The sequence below is a fragment of the Streptomyces sp. NPDC029122 genome, assembly GCF_055569445.1.
The window spans coordinates 84223-101482 of record NZ_JBVHWK010000006.1; the positions used below are offsets into that span (position 1 = coordinate 84223).

Genomic DNA, 17260 nt, shown 5'->3' on the forward strand with positions numbered 1-17260 from the left:
GCCCGGTCCTGGCAGACTGGTCTGTCGGCCCCGGTTCACGCAGTGCGCAATTCGGCTCCTGCGACCCGGCGCCCTCCCGAATCTAGGAGACACCTTGAAGCGCGATGTTCACCCCGAGTACGTCGAGACCCAGGTCAGCTGCACCTGTGGCGCGTCGTTCACCACCCGCAGCACCCTGACCGAGGGCACCATCCGTGCCGAGGTCTGCTCCGAGTGCCACCCGTTCTACACGGGCAAGCAGAAGATCCTCGACACCGGTGGCCGCGTGGCCCGCTTCGAGGCCCGCTTCGGCAAGGGTGCGGCCAAGAAGTAGCGCGACCCAGGCGCCGGTCCTCGGCCGCCCCCTGACCACGCGGGGGCGGCCGGACCGGCGCCTTTGTCGTCGTTCAGCCAGCCCAGCCCATTTTTGACTTTTCACCACAGGAGCATCCGATGTTCGAAGCGGTCGAGGAACTGGTCGGCGAGCACGCCGACCTCGAGAAGAGGCTCGCCGACCCTTCGGTCCACTCCGATCAGGCGAACGCGCGCAAGCTGAACAAGCGATACGCGGAGCTGACCCCGATCGTCGCCACCTTCCGTGCGTGGAAGCAGGCGGGCGAGGACATCGAGACGGCCAAGGAGCTGGCGGCCGACGACCCCGACTTCATCGCCGAGGTCAAGGAAATGAGCGCCCAGCGCGAAGAGCTCACCGAGAAGCTCCGCCTGCTGCTCGTCCCGCGCGACCCCAGCGACGACAAGGACGTGCTCCTGGAGATCAAGGCGGGCGCCGGCGGCGACGAGTCCGCCCTGTTCGCCGGTGACCTGCTGCGCATGTACCTGCGCTACGCCGAGCGCGTGGGCTGGAAGACCGAGATCATCGACTCCACCGAGTCGGAGCTCGGCGGCTATAAGGACGTCCAGGTCTCCGTCCGCACCAAGGGCGGCAACGGGGCCACCGAGCCCGGCCAGGGCGTGTGGGCCCGGATGAAGTACGAGGGCGGCGTGCACCGCGTCCAGCGCGTGCCGGCCACCGAGTCCCAGGGCCGCATCCACACCTCCGCCGCGGGCGTGCTCGTCACCCCGGAGGCCGAGGAGGTCGAGGTCGAGATCAACATGAACGACCTCCGCATCGACGTGTACCGCTCCTCGGGCCCCGGCGGCCAGTCCGTCAACACCACCGACTCGGCCGTGCGCATCACGCACATCCCGACCGGTGTGGTCGCCTCCTGCCAGAACGAGAAGAGCCAGCTCCAGAACAAGGAGCAGGCCATGCGCATCCTGCGTTCGCGCCTGCTGGCCGCCGCCCAGGAAGCCGCCGAGCAGGAGGCCTCCGACCAGCGCCGCAGCCAGGTGCGCAGCGTGGACCGCTCCGAGAAGATCCGTACGTACAACTTCCCGGAAAACCGGATCTCGGACCACCGGACCGGTTTCAAGGCGTACAACTTGGACCAGGTGCTCGACGGCGACCTCGACTCGGTCATCCAGGCGTGCGTCGACACCGACTCCGCGGCGAAGCTCGCGGCCGCGCACTGACCTTCGTCCCACCCCCCCGTACGACAGCAGCCCGGAGGACCAGCGTGAACTTGCTGCTTGCCGAGGTGGCCCAGGCCACCCAGCGGCTGGCCGCCGCCGGCGTGCCCTCACCGCGTTTCGACGCGGAGGAGCTCGCGGCCTTCGTGCACGGCGTCAAGCGGGGGGAACTGCACCACGTCAAGGACGCGGACTTCGACGCCCGCTACTGGGAGGCCGTCGCCCGCCGCGAGGCCCGCGAGCCGCTCCAGCACATCACCGGCCGGGCCTTCTTCCGGTACCTGGAGCTCCAGGTCGGCCCCGGGGTGTTCGTGCCCCGGCCCGAGACGGAGTCGGTCGTGGACTGGGCCATACACGCCGTCCGCGCCATGGACGTGGTCGAGCCGCTGATCGTGGACCTGTGCACCGGCTCCGGCGCCATCGCGCTCGCCATGGCGCAGGAGGTGCCGCGCTCGCGCGTGCACGCCGTGGAGCTGTCCGAGGACGCCCTGCGCTGGACCCGCAAGAACGCCGAGGGCTCCCGGGTCACCGTCCACCAGGGCGACGCGCTCACCGCGCTGCCCGAGCTGGACGGGCAGGTCGACCTGGTCATCTCCAACCCGCCGTACATCCCGCTCACCGAGTGGGAGTACGTGGCACCCGAGGCCCGCGACCACGACCCCGAGATGGCGCTCTTCTCCGGCGAGGACGGCCTCGACACCATCCGCGGCATCGAGCGCACCGCCCACCGGCTGCTGCGACCCGGCGGCATCGTCGTGATCGAGCACGCCGACACCCAGGGCGGCCAGGTGCCGTGGATCTTCGCCGACGAACGGGGCTGGGCCGACGCCGCCGACCACCCCGACCTGAACAACCGTCCGCGCTTCGCGACCGCCCGCAAGGCCATGCCGTGACCCGCGCGACCGCTTCCCCCGCCACCACCCCGCCGCACGAGGAGATCCGCTGATGGCCCGGCGATACGACTGCAACGACGCGACGGACCGCAAGACGGGTCTGCGTGAAGCGGCCTCGGCGGTGCGCCGCGGAGAGCTCGTCGTGCTGCCCACCGACACCCTGTACGGGATCGGCGCGGACGCCTTCAGCCCGGAGGCCGTCGGCGACCTGCTCGCCGCCAAGGGACGCGGCCGCAACATGCCCACCCCCGTCCTCATCGGCTCCCCGAACACCCTGCACGGCCTCGTCACGGACTTCTCCGAGCAGGCGTGGGAGCTCGTCGACGCCTTCTGGCCGGGCGGGCTCACGCTGGTCGCCAAGCACCAGCCGTCGCTGGCCTGGGACCTGGGGGAGACCCGCGGGACCGTGGCCGTGCGGATGCCCCTGCACCCCGTCGCGATCGAGCTGCTGACCGAGGTCGGCCCGATGGCCGTGTCCTCGGCGAACCTCTCCGGGCACCCCGCGCCGGCGGACTGCGACGCGGCCCGCGAGATGCTCGGCGACTCCGTCTCCGTGTACCTGGACGGCGGTCCGACGCCGAGCACCGAGCCGTCGTCGATCGTCGACGTCACCGGGAAGGTTCCCGTACTGCTGCGCGAGGGCGCGCTGACCGCGGAACAGCTGCGGGAGGTCGTACCCGACCTCGAGGTGGCTCCGTGAGCCCTGAGGGGCGTGGCATAGCGAGTCGGTCCTTCCGCATACTCCACGTCAGCACCGGCAATGTGTGCCGCTCGCCCATCACCGAGCGGCTGACGCGGCACGCGCTGGCCCACCGGCTGGGCGCCCTGGGCCTGCCGGCCGGGGACCTCATCGTGGAGAGCGCCGGCACCTGGGGCCACGAGGGCGCCCCGATGGAGGCCAACGCCGCCGCCGTCCTCGCCGACTTCGGCGCCGACGCGTCCGGGTTCACCGGGCGGGAGCTGCTGGACGAGCACGTCATACGCGCCGACCTGGTGCTCACCGCCACCCGGGACCACCGGGCGCAGGTCATCTCCATGGGCCACTCGGCGGGACTGCGCACCTTCACGCTGAAGGAGTTCACCCGGCTCGTACGGGCGATAGACCCGGCCACGCTGCCGCCGCTGGACGACGGCATGGCCGAGCGGGCGCGGGCGCTGGTACGGGCCGCCGCGGCGCTGCGCGGCTGGCTGCTGGCGCCGTCCGCCGACGCCGACGAGGTGTACGACCCGTACGGCTCGCCGATCACCTTCTTCCGCTCGATCGGCGACGAGATCAACCAGGCGCTGGACCCCGTCGTCACGGCCCTGACGGGCGTCACCTCCCCCCGCTGAGCCACGCCGCGCCGGGCGGCGGGCGCGTCGGGCGGCTCCGGCCTACAGTGGCTGGTACCGGTACACCCACGCGCGGGAGTCGTGCCATGACTGTCACCACCCAGCAGGCGGACCTCCTGCGGCAGCAGGATCCGGAGATGGCCGACATCCTCGAAGGGGAGCGGCAGCGGCAGGCGACCACCTTGCAGATGAGCGCCGCCGAGAACTTCACCTCGCCCGCCGTGCTCGCGGCGCTGGGCTCCGCGCTCTCCAACAAGTACGCCGAGGGGTATCCCGGCGCCCGCTACCACGGGGGCTGCGAGTACGCGGACCTCGCCGAGCGGACCGCCGTGGAGCGGGCCAGGGCGCTCTTCGGGGCCGAGCACGCCAACGTCCAGCCGCATTCCGGCTCCGCGGCCGTACTGGCCGCCTACGCGGCGCTGCTGCGGCCCGGGGACACCGTCCTGGCGATGGGGCTGGCGCACGGCGGGCACCTCACGCACGGGTCGTCCGCCAATTTCTCCGGCCGCTGGTTCGACTTCGTCGGGTACGGGGTCGACGCGGAGACCGGGCTCGTCGACTACGAGCAGGTGCAGCGGCTCGCCCGTACGCACCGCCCCAAGGCCATCGTGTGCGGGTCGATCTGCTACCCCCGCCACCTCGAGTACTCGGCGTTCCGCGAGATCGCCGACGAGGTCGGGGCCCACCTGATCGCCGACGCGGCCCATCCCATCGGGCTCGTCGCCGGCGGCGCGGCGCCCAGCCCCGTCCCGTACGCGGACCTGGTCTGCGCGACCACCCACAAGGTGCTGCGCGGCCCGCGCGGCGGGATGGTCCTGTGCGGCGCGGAGTTCGCGGAGCGCGTCGACCGGGCGGTGTTCCCCTTCACCCAGGGCGGCGCCCAGATGCACACCATCGCCGCCAAGGCGGTGGCCTTCGGCGAGGCGGCCGCCCCGGCCTTCAGCCGGTACGCCCACCGGGTGGTCGCCAACGCCCGCGCCCTGGCCGCCGCCCTGGAGCGGCGCGGGTTCGCCGTGACGACCGGCGGCACGGACACCCACCTCGTCAGCGCCGACCCCGCCGCGCTCGGCGTCGACGGGCCGACGGCGCGCGGCCGCCTGGCCGCCGCGGGGATCGTCCTGGACACCTGCGCGCTGCCGTACGGGGACCAGCGCGGCATCCGCCTGGGCACCGCGGCGGTCACCACGCAGGGGATGGGGGAGCCGGAGATGTCCGTGATCGCGGAGCTGTTCGCGGCGGCGCTGCGCGGGGAAGCGGCGGGAACGCGGGCGAAGGTGGCCGACCTGACCAGTGGATTTCCCCCGTACGGGGCGTAACCGGGACGAGTATGGCGTAGTGCAACCGGAACGGGGCCCAGGCGCGTCCTCGTCCCTGGTGACATCGCGGCTAATGTGTGGGGCTGAGATGGCCGGCGATACATCTGGGGCAGCCAGTGCGTGAATACCTGCTGACGCTTTGCGTCACGGTCGCGGTGACCTACCTGCTGACCGGGCCCGTGCGGAAGTTCGCGATCGCGGCCGGCGCGATGCCGGAGATCCGCGCGCGCGACGTGCACCGGGAGCCGACCCCGCGGCTGGGCGGGATCGCCATGTTCGGCGGCCTGTGCGCGGGGCTGCTGATCGCCGACCACCTGCAGAACCTCAACGGGGTCTTCGAGCGGTCGAACGAGCCCAGGGCCCTGCTCTCGGGTGCGGCGCTGATCTGGCTGATCGGCGTCCTGGACGACAAGTTCGAGCTCGACGCCCTGATCAAGCTGGGCGCCCAGATGATCGCCGCGGGCGTGATGGTCATGCAGGGCCTGACCATCCTGTGGATTCCGGTTCCGGGCATCGGCACCGTGGCGCTCACCCAGTGGCAGGGCACCCTGCTCACCGTGGCGCTGGTGGTGATCACGATCAACGCGGTGAACTTCGTCGACGGCCTCGATGGTCTGGCGGCGGGCATGGTCTGCATCGCCACGTGCGCGTTCTTCCTCTACGCCTACCGGATCTGGTTCGGCTACGGCATCGAATCCGCCGCTCCCGCGACCCTGTTCGCGGCGATCCTGATGGGCATGTGCCTGGGCTTCCTGCCGCACAACATGCACCCGGCCCGGATCTTCATGGGGGATTCCGGCTCGATGCTGATCGGTCTGGTGCTGGCCGCCTCGGCCATCTCGATCACGGGGCAGGTGGACCCCGACACGATGGCCCTCTTCGTCGGCGGTGAGCGCAACGCGACCCACGCGATGCTGCCGGTCTTCATTCCGCTGCTGCTGCCTCTGACGATCATCGCCATTCCGATGGCCGACCTGGTCCTGGCCATCGTCCGGCGCACCTGGAACGGCCAGTCCCCCTTCGCCGCGGACCGCGGCCACCTGCACCACCGGCTGCTGGAACTGGGGCATTCCCACAGCCGTGCCGTACTCATCATGTATTTCTGGTCGGGCCTGATCGCATTCGGCACGGTGGCCTATTCGGTGCATTCGGCCTCGATGTGGATCGTCCTCTCCCTCGCAGCGCTGAGCGCCCTGGGCCTCGTACTGCTCCTGATGCCGCGCTTCACCCCGCGGGCGCCGCGCTGGGCCGAGGGCCTGGTACCGCCGCGCTACCGGCACGCCGAGCGGGCCGCGGAGGCGGCCGTACGGGACGACGAGGGCCGGGAGCCGGTGCCCGCACGGCCCGTCGTGGCGGGGGTGTCGGGCGTCAACGGCGCGACCGCGGTAGGCCCCCGTTCGCGCCTCCCCGACCGGCGTAAGGCCGGATCGGCTCGCTGACGGCGCGGGTACATGTCCGACATGGGCGCCCTTTACCAGACAATGAGTCGTCTTGTCCTGCACACACGGGCGCGTTAGCTCTCATGTGTGACAGTCAGCACACCGGGCAGGTAAAGCTCTCATCAAATAGTTTGTGATACCGTTCACTAAACCCGGTGACAGAGCCGAAGGACCGTAGTGCGACGGTCCATTGGCCCGAGGCTCTCGCTCGGACCGGGCTTACGCTCGTCCCCGTACGAGTTCCCGTACGAGTCCGTGCCCCCACCACCACGCGGAGCAAACCGCCATGCGGTCAGATGACGTCCGATCCCTCCTGCAAACCGCCGTACCCACCGCTCTCGCCGGCGCCGTCGCGGCCGTGATCAGCGGTCTGGTCGTCGGGGGCAAGGGCGCAGTCGGCTCCGTCGTCGCGACCGCGGTCGTGATCGTCTTCATGGGACTCGGATTCGTCGTCCTGCAGCGCACGGCGAAATCCCTGCCGCACCTGTTCCAGGCCATGGGCCTCATGCTCTACGCCGCGCAGATCCTGCTGCTCTTCGTCTTTCTCGCCGTGTTCAAGAACACGACGCTGTTCCACCCCCGGGCTTTCGCCATCACGCTCGTCGCCGCCACCCTGGTGTGGATCGGCGCACAGACGCGTGCTCATATGAAGGCGAAGATCCTGTACGTCGAGCCGGACTCGACGAAGGGTGAAAAGCCCGAGAACCCGGGGTCGAAGTCGTGAGGGGTAGGGCCGGGATAAGTGTGCGTTCGAGATGCTGCTATCGTCCGGTTCCAACTGCGGCACTGCGGGCGCGGGCATCTGAGCTGACGCCTGTTCCATCGCGAGGCTCGATGCCTGACTGCCGCCCCCACATCCGTTACACCAGTCCAGTGCCGAACCGCGGCTGCGCGCCGCGCCGACACAACGAGGTTGCCGTACCTATGCGCCACGCTGAAGGAGCCCGCGGTGAGTGCTGACCCGACGCAGGTCCTCGCCTTCGAGACCGACTGTCACATCTTCGACGGATGTGGATTCCCCGGCCCGGGCCTGCACTCGTTCCTCTTCGAGCCGCTGTGGGGCGAAGCCGGCAGCAATGCCTACTTCAACAAGCCGATGCTGCTGGCCCTCCTGGGCTCCGTCATCATCGTGGCCTTCTTCTGGGCCGCCTTCGGCAAGGCGAAGATCATCCCCGGCAAGCTCCAGATGGTCGGCGAGGCCGGCTACGACTTCGTGCGCCGCGGCATCGTCTACGAGACGCTGGGCAAGAAGGAGGGCGAGAAGTACGTCCCCTTCATGGTCTCCCTGTTCTTCTTCGTCTGGATCCTGAACGTCTGGTCGATCGTCCCGGTGGCACAGTTCCCCGTGACCTCGATCATCGCGTACCCGGCCGTCCTCGCGCTGATCGTCTACGTGATCTGGATGTCGGTCACCTTCAAGCGCCACGGCTTCGTCGGCGGCCTGAAGAACCTCACCGGCTACGACAAGAGCCTGGGCGGCGTCCTGCCGCTCATCATGGTCATCGAGTTCTTCTCGAACGTCCTGGTGCGCCCGTTCACCCACGCGGTCCGACTCTTCGCGAACATGTTCGCCGGTCACACCCTGCTGCTGCTCTTCACGATCGCCAGCTGGTACCTGCTGAACGGCATCGGCATCGCCTACGCCGGCGTGTCGTTCGTGATGGTGATCGTGATGACCGCCTTCGAGCTCTTCATCCAGGCCGTCCAGGCGTACGTCTTCGTCCTCCTGGCCTGCAGCTTCATCCAGGGCGCGCTCGCCGAGCACCACTGAGCCAGGCCCGCCCCCGCTCAGCCCCCCGTATTCGTCCGGTGGCCAACCCCCACCGGTCCGTGAAAGAGAAGGAAGAACTGGCATGTCCCAGACCCTTGCCGCCGTCACCGGCTCCCTCAGCTCCGTTGGTTACGGTCTCGCGGCCATCGGCCCCGGCGTCGGCGTCGGCATCATCTTCGGTAACGGCACCCAGGCCCTCGCCCGCCAGCCCGAGGCCGCCGGCCTGATCCGCGCCAACCAGATCCTCGGCTTCGCCTTCTGTGAGGCGCTCGCCCTGATCGGTCTGGTCATGCCGTTCGTCTACCCGAGCTCCTGATCCTCGGTCTCGACGAACAGCCCACTAGACGAAAGGCACTGATGTGAACCTCATGGTTCTCGCGGCTGAGATGGAAAACCCTCTCATCCCGCCGATCCCCGAGCTCGTCATCGGTCTGATCGCCTTCGTCATCGTCTTCGGCTTCCTCGCGAAGAAGCTCCTCCCGAACATCAACAAGGTTCTGGACGAGCGCCGCGAGCAGATCGAGGGCGGTATCGAGAAGGCCGAAGCCGCTCAGACCGAGGCCCAGAGCGTGCTGGAGCAGTACAAGGCCCAGCTCGCCGAAGCCCGGCACGAGGCCGCGCGCCTGCGCCAGGACGCGCTGGAGCAGGGCACTGCGCTCAAGGAAGAACTGCGCGCAGAGGGCCAGCGGCAGCGTGAGGAGATCATCGCTGCCGGTCACGCCCAGATCGCGGCAGACCGCAAGGCCGCCGCTCAGGCGCTGCGTCAGGACGTGGGCAAGCTCGCCACCGACCTGGCCGGCAAGCTCGTCGGCGAGTCCCTCGAGGACGCCGCCCGCCAGAGCCGCACCATCGACCGCTTCCTCAGCGAGCTTGAGGAGAAGGCCGAGGCGGCCCGATGAACGGAGCGAGCCGCGAGGCGCTGGCCTCCGCGCGCGAGCGTCTCGACGCGCTGACGGACAACACGTCCGTCGACGCGGCGAAGCTCGCCGGTGAGCTGGCAGCCGTCACCGCGCTGCTCGACCGTGAGGTCTCGCTGCGTCGGGTCATCACGGACCCGGCGCAGTCCGGCGAGGCCAAGGCCGAGCTCGTCGGCCGGCTGCTGTCCGGCCAGGTGGGCGGGGAAACCCTCGACCTGGTGTCCGGCATGGCGCGCTCCCGCTGGTCGCAGTCCCGCGACCTGGTGGACGCGCTGGAGGAGCTGGCGGCCACCGCCGACCTCACGGCGGCCCAGCAGGGCAACGGGCTCGACAACGTCGAGGACGAGATCTTCCGCTTCGGCCGGATCGTCTCCTCGAGCACCGAGCTGCGCTCCGCGCTGACCGACCGTGCCGCCACCGGCACCGCCAAGAGCGAGCTGCTGCGCGGCCTGCTCGGCGGCAAGGTGAACGCCGTCACCGAGCGTCTGGTCATCCGTCTCGTCACGCACCCGCGTGGACGTAGCCTGGAAGCGGGACTCGAGTCCCTTTCCAAGCTCGCCGCCGAGCGCCGTGACCGCATGGTCGCCACCGTGACCAGCGCGGTTCCGCTCAGCGACGTGCAGAAGCAGCGTCTCGGCGCGGTGCTGGCCAAGCTGTACGGCCGCCAGATGCACCTGAACCTCGACGTGGACCCCGCGGTCCTCGGCGGGATCTCGGTGCGGGTCGGCGACGAGGTCATCGACGGCACCATCGCGGACCGCCTCGCCGAGGCGTCGCGCCGCATGGCCGGCTGACCAGCCGCCACCACACAGATACAAAGCATTCCTAGCGGCCCGGTTGGGCCGTGCAGAACTTGCAGAAGATTCCTGGGGGTCACCCCCAGACCCCTAAGAAGCTTCAGGCCCAACAAGGAGAGCAGGGAACCCAGATGGCGGAGCTCACGATCCGGCCGGAGGAGATCCGGGACGCACTGGAGACCTTTGTCCAGTCGTACCAGCCGGACGCGGCCTCGCGCGAGGAGGTCGGAACGGTCAGCGTTGCCGGCGACGGCATCGCGAAGGTGGAGGGCCTGCCCTCCGCCATGGCGAACGAGCTGCTGAAGTTCGAGGACGGCACCCTCGGTCTCGCCCTCAACCTCGAGGAGCGCGAGATCGGTGCGATCGTCCTCGGCGAATTCAGCGGTATCGAGGAGGGCCAGCCGGTGCAGCGCACCGGTGAGGTTCTCTCCGTAGGCGTCGGCGAGGGCTACCTCGGCCGCGTTGTCGACCCGCTCGGCAACCCGATCGACGGTCTCGGCGAGATCGCGACCGAAGGCCGCCGCGCCCTCGAGCTGCAGGCCCCGGGCGTCATGGTCCGTAAGTCGGTGCACGAGCCCATGCAGACCGGCTACAAGGCCGTCGACGCGATGGTGCCGATCGGCCGTGGCCAGCGTCAGCTGATCATCGGCGACCGCCAGACCGGCAAGACCGCCCTGGCCGTCGACACGATCATCAACCAGCGTGACAACTGGCGCTCCGGCGACGTGAACAAGCAGGTCCGCTGCATCTACGTCGCCATCGGCCAGAAGGGCTCGACCATCGCGTCCGTTCGCGGCGCCCTGGAAGAGGCCGGCGCGCTCGAGTACACGACGATCGTCGCCGCCCCGGCGTCCGACCCGGCCGGCTTCAAGTACCTGGCGCCGTACACCGGTTCCGCCATCGGTCAGCACTGGATGTACGCCGGCAAGCACGTCCTGATCATCTTCGACGACCTGTCGAAGCAGGCCGACGCCTACCGCGCCGTGTCGCTGCTGCTGCGCCGCCCGCCGGGCCGCGAGGCCTACCCGGGTGACGTCTTCTACCTGCACTCCCGTCTGCTGGAGCGTTGCGCGAAGCTCTCCGACGACATGGGTGCCGGCTCGATGACCGGTCTGCCGATCGTCGAGACCAAGGCCAACGACGTCTCGGCGTTCATCCCGACCAACGTCATCTCCATCACCGACGGCCAGTGCTTCCTGGAGTCCGACCTGTTCAACGCGGGCCAGCGCCCGGCGCTGAACGTCGGTATCTCGGTCTCCCGCGTCGGTGGTTCCGCGCAGCACAAGGCCATGAAGCAGGTTTCCGGCCGTCTGCGCGTCGACCTCGCCCAGTACCGCGAGCTGGAGGCGTTCGCCGCCTTCGGTTCCGACCTGGACGCCGCGTCGAAGGCCTCGCTGGAGCGCGGCAAGCGCATGGTCGAGCTGCTGAAGCAGGGCCAGTACCAGCCGATGCCCGTCGAGGAGCAGGTCGTCTCCGTCTGGGCCGGCACCACCGGCAAGATGGACGACGTCCCGGTCAACGACATCCGTCGCTTCGAGTCGGAGCTGCTGGAGCACCTGCGCCGCGAGCGCAAGGACCTCCTCACCTCCATCGCCGAGGGCGGCAAGATGTCGGACGACACCCTGACGTCGATCGCCGACGCCATCGCCGCCTTCAAGCGCCAGTTCGAGACCTCGGACGGCAAGCTCCTGGGCGAGGACGCGCCGGCCGTCAACGTCTCCAAGTGACGACGGAAGGGACCTGACTCATGGGAGCGCAGCTCCGGGTCTACAAGCGTCGCATCCGTGCCGTCACGGCGACCAAGAAGATCACCAAGGCGATGGAGATGATCGCCGCCTCGCGCATCGTCAAGGCGCAGCGCAAGGTGGCGGCATCGATGCCGTACGCGACCGAGCTCACCCGCGCGGTGACCGCGGTGGCGACCGGTTCGAACACCAAGCACGCCCTGACCACCGAGGTCGAGACGCCGACCCGCGCCGCGGTCCTGCTCATCACGAGCGACCGCGGTCTGGCCGGCGGCTACTCCTCGAACGCCATCAAGCAGGCAGACCGGCTCACCGAGCGGCTGCGGGCGGAGGGCAAGGAGGTCGACAGCTACATCGTCGGCCGCAAGGGTGTCGCCTACTACGGCTTCCGTGAGCGCAAGGTCACGGACTCGTGGACCGGCTTCACCGACAGCCCGGCCTACGCCGACGCCAAGCGCGTCGCGGCGCCGCTGATCGAGGCCATCCAGACGGAAACGGCCGAGGGCGGCGTCGACGAGCTGCACATCGTCTACACGGAATTCGTGTCGATGATGACGCAGAACGCGGTGGACGGCCGGATGCTGCCGCTCAGCCTCGACCAGGCTGCGGAGGAGAGCGGTACGAAGGGCGAGATCCTTCCGCTGTTCGACTTCGAGCCGTCGGCGGAGGACGTCCTCGACGCCCTTCTGCCGCGCTACGTCGAGAGCCGCATCTACAACGCACTGCTGCAGTCGGCCGCTTCCGAGCATGCCGCCCGCCGCCGCGCGATGAAGTCGGCGACCGACAACGCCGGAGACCTCATCAAGAGCCTCTCCCGGCTTGCCAACGCGGCCCGCCAGGCCGAAATCACCCAGGAAATCAGCGAGATCGTCGGTGGCGCGAGCGCCATGGCCGACGCGACCGCGGGGAGTGACAAGTAATGACGACCACTGTTGAGACGGCCGCCGCCACGGGCCGCGTCGCCCGGGTCATCGGCCCGGTCGTCGACGTGGAGTTCCCCGTCGACGCGATGCCCGAGATCTACAACGCCCTCAAGGTCCAGGTCGCCGACCCGGCCGAGGACGGCAAGCTCAAGACCCTGACCCTCGAGGTCGCGCAGCACCTGGGTGACGGCCTCGTCCGCACCATCTCGATGCAGCCGACCGACGGCCTGGTCCGCCAGGCCCCGGTGACCGACACGGGCGAGGGCATCACCGTCCCCGTCGGTGACTTCACCAAGGGCAAGGTCTTCAACACCCTGGGTGAGGTGCTCAACTACCCGGAGGCGAACGCCGAGGTCACCGAGCGCTGGCCGATCCACCGCAAGGCCCCGAGCTTCGACGAGCTCGAGTCGAAGACCGAGATGTTCGAGACCGGCGTCAAGGTCATCGACCTCCTCACCCCGTACGTCAAGGGTGGAAAGATCGGTCTGTTCGGTGGTGCCGGTGTCGGCAAGACCGTTCTGATCCAGGAAATGATCTACCGCGTCGCCAACAACCACGACGGTGTGTCGGTGTTCGCGGGTGTCGGTGAGCGTACCCGTGAGGGCAACGACCTCATCGAGGAGATGGGCGACTCCGGCGTCATCGACAAGACGGCGCTCGTGTTCGGCCAGATGGACGAGCCCCCGGGCACCCGTCTGCGCGTCGCCCTGGCCGGTCTGACCATGGCGGAGTACTTCCGCGATGTGCAGAAGCAGGACGTGCTCTTCTTCATCGACAACATCTTCCGGTACACCCAGGCCGGTTCCGAGGTGTCGACCCTGCTCGGCCGCATGCCCTCCGCGGTGGGTTACCAGCCGAACCTGGCCGACGAGATGGGTCTCCTCCAGGAGCGCATCACCTCGACCCGCGGTCACTCGATCACCTCGATGCAGGCGATCTACGTCCCCGCGGACGACCTGACCGACCCGGCGCCGGCGACCACCTTCGCCCACCTCGACGCGACGACGGTTCTCTCCCGTCCGATCTCCGAGAAGGGCATCTACCCGGCCGTCGACCCGCTGGACTCCACGTCCCGCATCCTGGACCCCCGCTACATCGCGGCGGACCACTACGCGGCCGCCATGCGCGTCAAGGGGATCCTGCAGAAGTACAAGGACCTCCAGGACATCATCGCGATCCTCGGTATCGACGAGCTGGGCGAGGAGGACAAGCTCGTCGTCCACCGTGCCCGTCGCGTCGAGCGCTTCCTGTCGCAGAACACCCACGTCGCCAAGCAGTTCACCGGCGTGGACGGTTCGGACGTTCCGCTCGACGAGTCGATCACCGCGTTCAACGCGATCTGCGACGGCGAGTACGACCACTTCCCCGAGCAGGCGTTCTTCATGTGCGGTGGCATCGAGGACCTGAAGGCCAACGCCAAGGAGCTGGGCGTCTCCTGATCCGGCGCGCTCCGTGAGGAGCGCTCCCGGTTCGCAGTCCCCAGGGAGAGGGGCGGGTGTCCCGTCCCTCTCCCCACGCCCATTAGAATTTGACCCAACACCCGGCTGACCCGCCGGGTGGTGACCCGAGGAGCCACCTTGGCTGCTGAGCTGCACGTCGAGCTGGTCGCGGCGGACCGCAATGTATGGTCCGGCGAGGCCACCCTGGTCGTCGCCCGCACCACGTCCGGCGACATCGGCGTCATGCCCGGTCACCAGCCGCTTCTCGGTGTGCTGGAATCGGGCCCGGTGACCATCCGTACCAGCGAGGGCGCCACTGTCGTCGCCGCGGTGCACGGCGGATTCATCTCGTTCGCGGACAACAAGCTGTCCCTGCTGGCCGAGATCGCCGAGCTCGCGGACGAGATCGACGTCCAGCGGGCGGAGCGGGCACTGGAGCGCGCGAAGTCGGAGGCCGACGCGGCCGCCGAACGTCGCGCCGATGTCCGGCTGCGCGCGGTCGCGGGGCACTGAGCCCCGTACCGAACAGTTTGATACCTCAGCCGCGGTCAGGTCCGGAATTTTCCGGACCGGGTCGCGGCTGAGGCGATGTACGTACTTTTGTTTGTGCGGTTTTCGATGAGCGAGGAGGTCGGTGAAGATGCTCCTCGCTCTGCTTGTGAGCGGCCTGGTCGTAGCCCTGGTGGTGATCGGGCTGTTCGTGTTCGGGTTGCGCCGCAGACTCATCCAGCGGTCCGGCGGGACCTTCGACTGCAGCCTGCGCTGGGGCGTGACCGACGAGCCGGACGTCTCCGGCAAGGGGTGGGTCTACGGGGTCGCCCGCTACAGCGGTGACCGGATCGAGTGGTTCCGTGTCTTCTCGTACTCTCCGCGCCCGCGCCGGCTGCTGGAGCGTTCCTCCATCGAGGTCCTCGCGCGCCGCGCGCCCGAGGGCGAGGAGGAGCTGGCCCTGCTGTCCGACGCCGTCGTGCTCGGCTGTTCCCACCGGGGGACCCGCCTGGAGCTGGCGATGAGCGAGGACGCGCTGACCGGTTTCCTGGCGTGGCTGGAGGCCGCGCCGCCCGGGCAGCGGGTGAACGTCGCCTGAGGGCGGGCACGGCCCGCAGGACGTGAAGAAGCCGGGGAGGCGGGGGACGGTCCCGCCTCCCCGGCTTCGTACCCTCATACGAGGGATCGTGGGCCGGGGCGGTGCGTGGGGGTCACCGCAGCCCGGTGTGGATGGCGTCGGCCAGTTCGCCGTTCGCGGTGTCGCCGCTGAATTCCCAGAAGAAGGCGCCCTTGAGGCCCTGGTTCTTCAGCCAGGTCATCTTTCCGGCGATGGTGGCGGGGGTGTCGTAGCTCCACCAGTTGCTTCCGCACTTGGCGTAGGCCGTGCCGGCGACGGTGCCGGTCGTGGGGCAGCTGCTCTTGAGGACCTTGTAGTCCTCGATGCCCTGCTCGTAGGTGCCGGGGGCGGGTCCGGTCGCGGTGCCGCCCGGGGCGTCCTGGGTGACTCCGGTCCAGCCGCGGCCGTAGAAGCCGATGCCGAGGTTGAGCTTGGAGCCGGGGATCCCCTTGCCCTTGAGCTTGGTGACGGCGGCCTCGGAGTTGAAGCCGGCGATGGGGATGCCGGCGTAGGAGGTCAGCGGGGAGTGCGGGGCGGTGGGTCCCTTGGCCTCCCACGCGCCGAAGAAGTCGTACGTCATGACGTTGTAGAAGTCGACGTACTGGGCGGCCCCCGCGTAGTCGGCGAGGTCGAGCTTGCCGCCGTTGGAGCCGTCGGCGGAGATCGCGGCGGTGACCAGGCTGGAGCCGCCGAACTTGGCGCGCAGGGCCGACATCAGGTTCTTGAAGGACGCGGCGCCGCTGGTGTCGCAGGACAGTCCGCAGGCGTTCGGGTACTCCCAGTCGATGTCGATGCCGTCGAAGACGTCCGCCCAGCGCGGGTCCTCGACCAGGGCGTGGCAGGAGTCGGCGAAGGCGGCCGGGTTCTGCGCGGCCTGGCCGAAGCCGCCGGACCAGGTCCAGCCGCCGAAGGAGTAGAGGATCTTGATGTGCGGGTACTTGGCCTTGAGCTCGCGCAGCTGGTTGAAGTTGCCGCGCAGGGGCTGGTCCCAGGTGTCGGCGACGCCGTCGACGCTCTGGTCGGCGGTGTAGGCCTTGTCGTAGTCGGCGTAGGCGTCGCCGATGGTGCACTTGCCGTTCTGGACGTTGCCGAAGGCGTAGTTGATGTGGGTGATCTTCGCCGCGCTGCCGGAGGTGACCAGGTTCTTCACGTGGTAGTTGCGCTGGTAGACGCCCCAGTTGGTGAAGTAGCCGAGCTTGACCTTGGTGCCCGGGTCCGGGGGCTGGGTGCCGCCGCCCGGGGTGGTCACCGAGAGGGTGGCGGAGGAGGGGCCGGTCTGGTCGGCGGTGTCACGGGCGGTGACCGAGTAGGTGTACGTGGTGCCCTTGGTCAGGCCGCGGTCGCCGAAGGTGGTGCCGGTGACGGTGGTGAGCCTGGTGCCGTCGCGGTAGACGTCGTAGTTCTTGACGCCCTTGTCGTCGGTGGCCGCCGGCCAGGACAGGGTCAGGGCGGTCTCGGTGACGCCGGTCGCGGTGGGGGTGCCGGGGGCCGAGGGCGGGCCGTCGGTGGGGCTGGACCCGCCGTCGCAGGAGCCGCCGTTGATCTTGCAGCCGGCGGGGGCCCCGGGCCCGGTGCCGTTGAAGCCGAAGCTCACGGTGGCGCCGGGGGCGAGGGTGCCGTTCCAGCCGACGTTCTTGGCCGTCCAGTGGTCGCCGGAACTGGTGACGGTGGCGTCCCACGCGGAGGTCACCCGGGTGCCGGCCGGGTAGTCCCACTCCACGGTCCAGCTGCTGAGGGTGGTGGTGCCGGTGTTCTTCACCGTCCACTTGCCCTCGAAGCCGGAGCCCCAGTCGGAGACCTTCGTGTAGGTCGCGGTCGCGGAGGCGGCGGCCTGCGCCGGGCCCGCCAGGCCGACCAGGCCGGCGACGGGCAGGGCGAGGGCGGCCACGGTGGCGGCCAGCCTCCTGAACAGACGGTTGCGTCGTGGGGGTGCTGTGCTCAAGGGTGCTCCTCCGGAGGTCCGTACCGGTCGTGGGGCCGACCGGTACATGGGGGTGGGACCTGCGCCGCCCGTGAGCACGCCTCGCTGCGATCTTTGTCATGGCACGCTCACCACAGTGATGCGGTGAGACTA

The 17260-nt window shown here is 69.4% G+C and carries 18 protein-coding genes; 17 read left to right on the top strand and 1 reads right to left on the bottom strand.

The genetic code is table 11. The features are described 5' to 3' along the window. Positions 1-94 precede the first annotated feature (94 nt). The 17 genes from rpmE (at position 95) to ACZ4WZ_RS10065 (ending at position 15168) form a co-directional block, all read left to right on the top strand. Positions 95-313, top strand: coding sequence for a 50S ribosomal protein L31 (gene rpmE / locus ACZ4WZ_RS09985; protein ID WP_007266580.1), 219 nt, complete (start codon positions 95-97; stop codon positions 311-313). A gap of 119 nt (positions 314-432) precedes the next feature. Then, positions 433-1512, top strand: coding sequence for a peptide chain release factor 1 (gene prfA / locus ACZ4WZ_RS09990; protein WP_388939721.1), 1080 nt, complete (start codon positions 433-435; stop codon positions 1510-1512). Positions 1513-1556: 44 nt separating this feature from the next. Beyond that, positions 1557-2402 (top strand): peptide chain release factor N(5)-glutamine methyltransferase, encoded by an 846-nt coding sequence (gene prmC / locus ACZ4WZ_RS09995; RefSeq protein WP_007266582.1) that lies wholly within the window; start codon positions 1557-1559, stop codon positions 2400-2402. Positions 2403-2454: 52 nt separating this feature from the next. Then, positions 2455-3102: an L-threonylcarbamoyladenylate synthase gene (locus ACZ4WZ_RS10000; protein ID WP_467887594.1), complete on the top strand. Its 648-nt coding sequence runs from the start codon at positions 2455-2457 to the stop codon at positions 3100-3102. After that, positions 3099-3734, top strand: a complete 636-nt coding sequence (locus ACZ4WZ_RS10005) for an arsenate reductase/protein-tyrosine-phosphatase family protein (protein ID WP_388939725.1) — start codon at positions 3099-3101, stop codon at positions 3732-3734. The genes ACZ4WZ_RS10000 and ACZ4WZ_RS10005 overlap by 4 nt, the downstream gene beginning before the upstream one ends. Positions 3735-3820: 86 nt before the next feature. Next, complete coding sequence (locus ACZ4WZ_RS10010) at positions 3821-5050, top strand: serine hydroxymethyltransferase (protein WP_467887597.1); 1230 nt, start codon at positions 3821-3823, stop codon at positions 5048-5050. Between the two features lie 116 nt (positions 5051-5166). Beyond that, positions 5167-6489, top strand: coding sequence for an MraY family glycosyltransferase (locus tag ACZ4WZ_RS10015; RefSeq protein ID WP_467887600.1), 1323 nt, complete (start codon positions 5167-5169; stop codon positions 6487-6489). A 286-nt stretch (positions 6490-6775) separates the two neighbouring features. Then, entirely contained in the window at positions 6776-7213 is a 438-nt protein-coding gene (locus ACZ4WZ_RS10020) for a hypothetical protein (protein ID WP_467887603.1), read from the top strand. Positions 7214-7423: 210 nt separating this feature from the next. After that, on the top strand, positions 7424-8260 hold the full coding sequence (gene atpB, locus ACZ4WZ_RS10025) for a F0F1 ATP synthase subunit A (RefSeq protein WP_388940003.1): 837 nt from the start codon (positions 7424-7426) through the stop codon (positions 8258-8260). An 82-nt stretch (positions 8261-8342) separates the two neighbouring features. Next, positions 8343-8576, top strand: coding sequence for an ATP synthase F0 subunit C (gene atpE, locus ACZ4WZ_RS10030; protein WP_007266589.1), 234 nt, complete (start codon positions 8343-8345; stop codon positions 8574-8576). 52 nt (positions 8577-8628) lie between these two features. Next, entirely contained in the window at positions 8629-9159 is a 531-nt protein-coding gene (locus tag ACZ4WZ_RS10035) for a F0F1 ATP synthase subunit B (protein ID WP_362471677.1), read from the top strand. Then, positions 9156-9971, top strand: a complete 816-nt coding sequence (locus ACZ4WZ_RS10040) for a F0F1 ATP synthase subunit delta (RefSeq protein ID WP_467887607.1) — start codon at positions 9156-9158, stop codon at positions 9969-9971. Before ACZ4WZ_RS10035 ends, ACZ4WZ_RS10040 begins: the two co-directional genes overlap by 4 nt. Before the next feature lie 134 nt (positions 9972-10105). Continuing rightward, a complete protein-coding gene (gene atpA, locus ACZ4WZ_RS10045) occupies positions 10106-11701 on the top strand; it encodes a F0F1 ATP synthase subunit alpha (protein ID WP_388939734.1) in 1596 nt (531 codons plus the stop codon). 20 nt (positions 11702-11721) lie between these two features. Continuing rightward, entirely contained in the window at positions 11722-12639 is a 918-nt protein-coding gene (locus ACZ4WZ_RS10050; RefSeq protein ID WP_388939736.1) for a F0F1 ATP synthase subunit gamma, read from the top strand. Further along, positions 12639-14081, top strand: a complete 1443-nt coding sequence (gene atpD, locus ACZ4WZ_RS10055) for a F0F1 ATP synthase subunit beta (RefSeq protein ID WP_101390156.1) — start codon at positions 12639-12641, stop codon at positions 14079-14081. The genes ACZ4WZ_RS10050 and atpD overlap by 1 nt, the downstream gene beginning before the upstream one ends. Positions 14082-14219: 138 nt before the next feature. Next, on the top strand, positions 14220-14594 hold the full coding sequence (locus ACZ4WZ_RS10060) for a F0F1 ATP synthase subunit epsilon (RefSeq protein ID WP_388939738.1): 375 nt from the start codon (positions 14220-14222) through the stop codon (positions 14592-14594). A gap of 127 nt (positions 14595-14721) precedes the next feature. Continuing rightward, positions 14722-15168 carry a DUF2550 domain-containing protein gene (locus ACZ4WZ_RS10065; protein ID WP_467290514.1) on the top strand — a complete coding sequence of 149 codons (447 nt, stop codon included), beginning with the start codon at positions 14722-14724 and terminating at the stop codon, positions 15166-15168. Positions 15169-15280: 112 nt separating this feature from the next. Here the strand turns inward: ACZ4WZ_RS10065 and ACZ4WZ_RS10070 are convergent, their stop codons facing one another. Beyond that, complete coding sequence (locus ACZ4WZ_RS10070; protein WP_467887613.1) at positions 15281-17176, bottom strand: glycosyl hydrolase family 18 protein; 1896 nt, start codon at positions 17174-17176, stop codon at positions 15281-15283. Positions 17177-17260: the final 84 nt, after the last annotated feature.

Coding starts and splice junctions, on each gene's coding strand:
- ACZ4WZ_RS10040 (WP_467887607.1), top strand. CDS start 9,156: ATGAACGGAGCGAGCCGCGAGGCGCTGGCCTCCGCGCGCGAGCGTCTC.
- ACZ4WZ_RS10020 (WP_467887603.1), top strand. CDS start 6,776: ATGCGGTCAGATGACGTCCGATCCCTCCTGCAAACCGCCGTACCCACC.
- atpE (WP_007266589.1), top strand. CDS start 8,343: ATGTCCCAGACCCTTGCCGCCGTCACCGGCTCCCTCAGCTCCGTTGGT.
- prfA (WP_388939721.1), top strand. CDS start 433: ATGTTCGAAGCGGTCGAGGAACTGGTCGGCGAGCACGCCGACCTCGAG.
- ACZ4WZ_RS10050 (WP_388939736.1), top strand. CDS start 11,722: ATGGGAGCGCAGCTCCGGGTCTACAAGCGTCGCATCCGTGCCGTCACG.
- atpA (WP_388939734.1), top strand. CDS start 10,106: ATGGCGGAGCTCACGATCCGGCCGGAGGAGATCCGGGACGCACTGGAG.
- ACZ4WZ_RS10000 (WP_467887594.1), top strand. CDS start 2,455: ATGGCCCGGCGATACGACTGCAACGACGCGACGGACCGCAAGACGGGT.
- atpD (WP_101390156.1), top strand. CDS start 12,639: ATGACGACCACTGTTGAGACGGCCGCCGCCACGGGCCGCGTCGCCCGG.
- ACZ4WZ_RS10070 (WP_467887613.1), bottom strand. CDS start 17,176: ATGTACCGGTCGGCCCCACGACCGGTACGGACCTCCGGAGGAGCACCC.
- ACZ4WZ_RS10065 (WP_467290514.1), top strand. CDS start 14,722: ATGCTCCTCGCTCTGCTTGTGAGCGGCCTGGTCGTAGCCCTGGTGGTG.
- ACZ4WZ_RS10010 (WP_467887597.1), top strand. CDS start 3,821: ATGACTGTCACCACCCAGCAGGCGGACCTCCTGCGGCAGCAGGATCCG.
- ACZ4WZ_RS10035 (WP_362471677.1), top strand. CDS start 8,629: ATGGTTCTCGCGGCTGAGATGGAAAACCCTCTCATCCCGCCGATCCCC.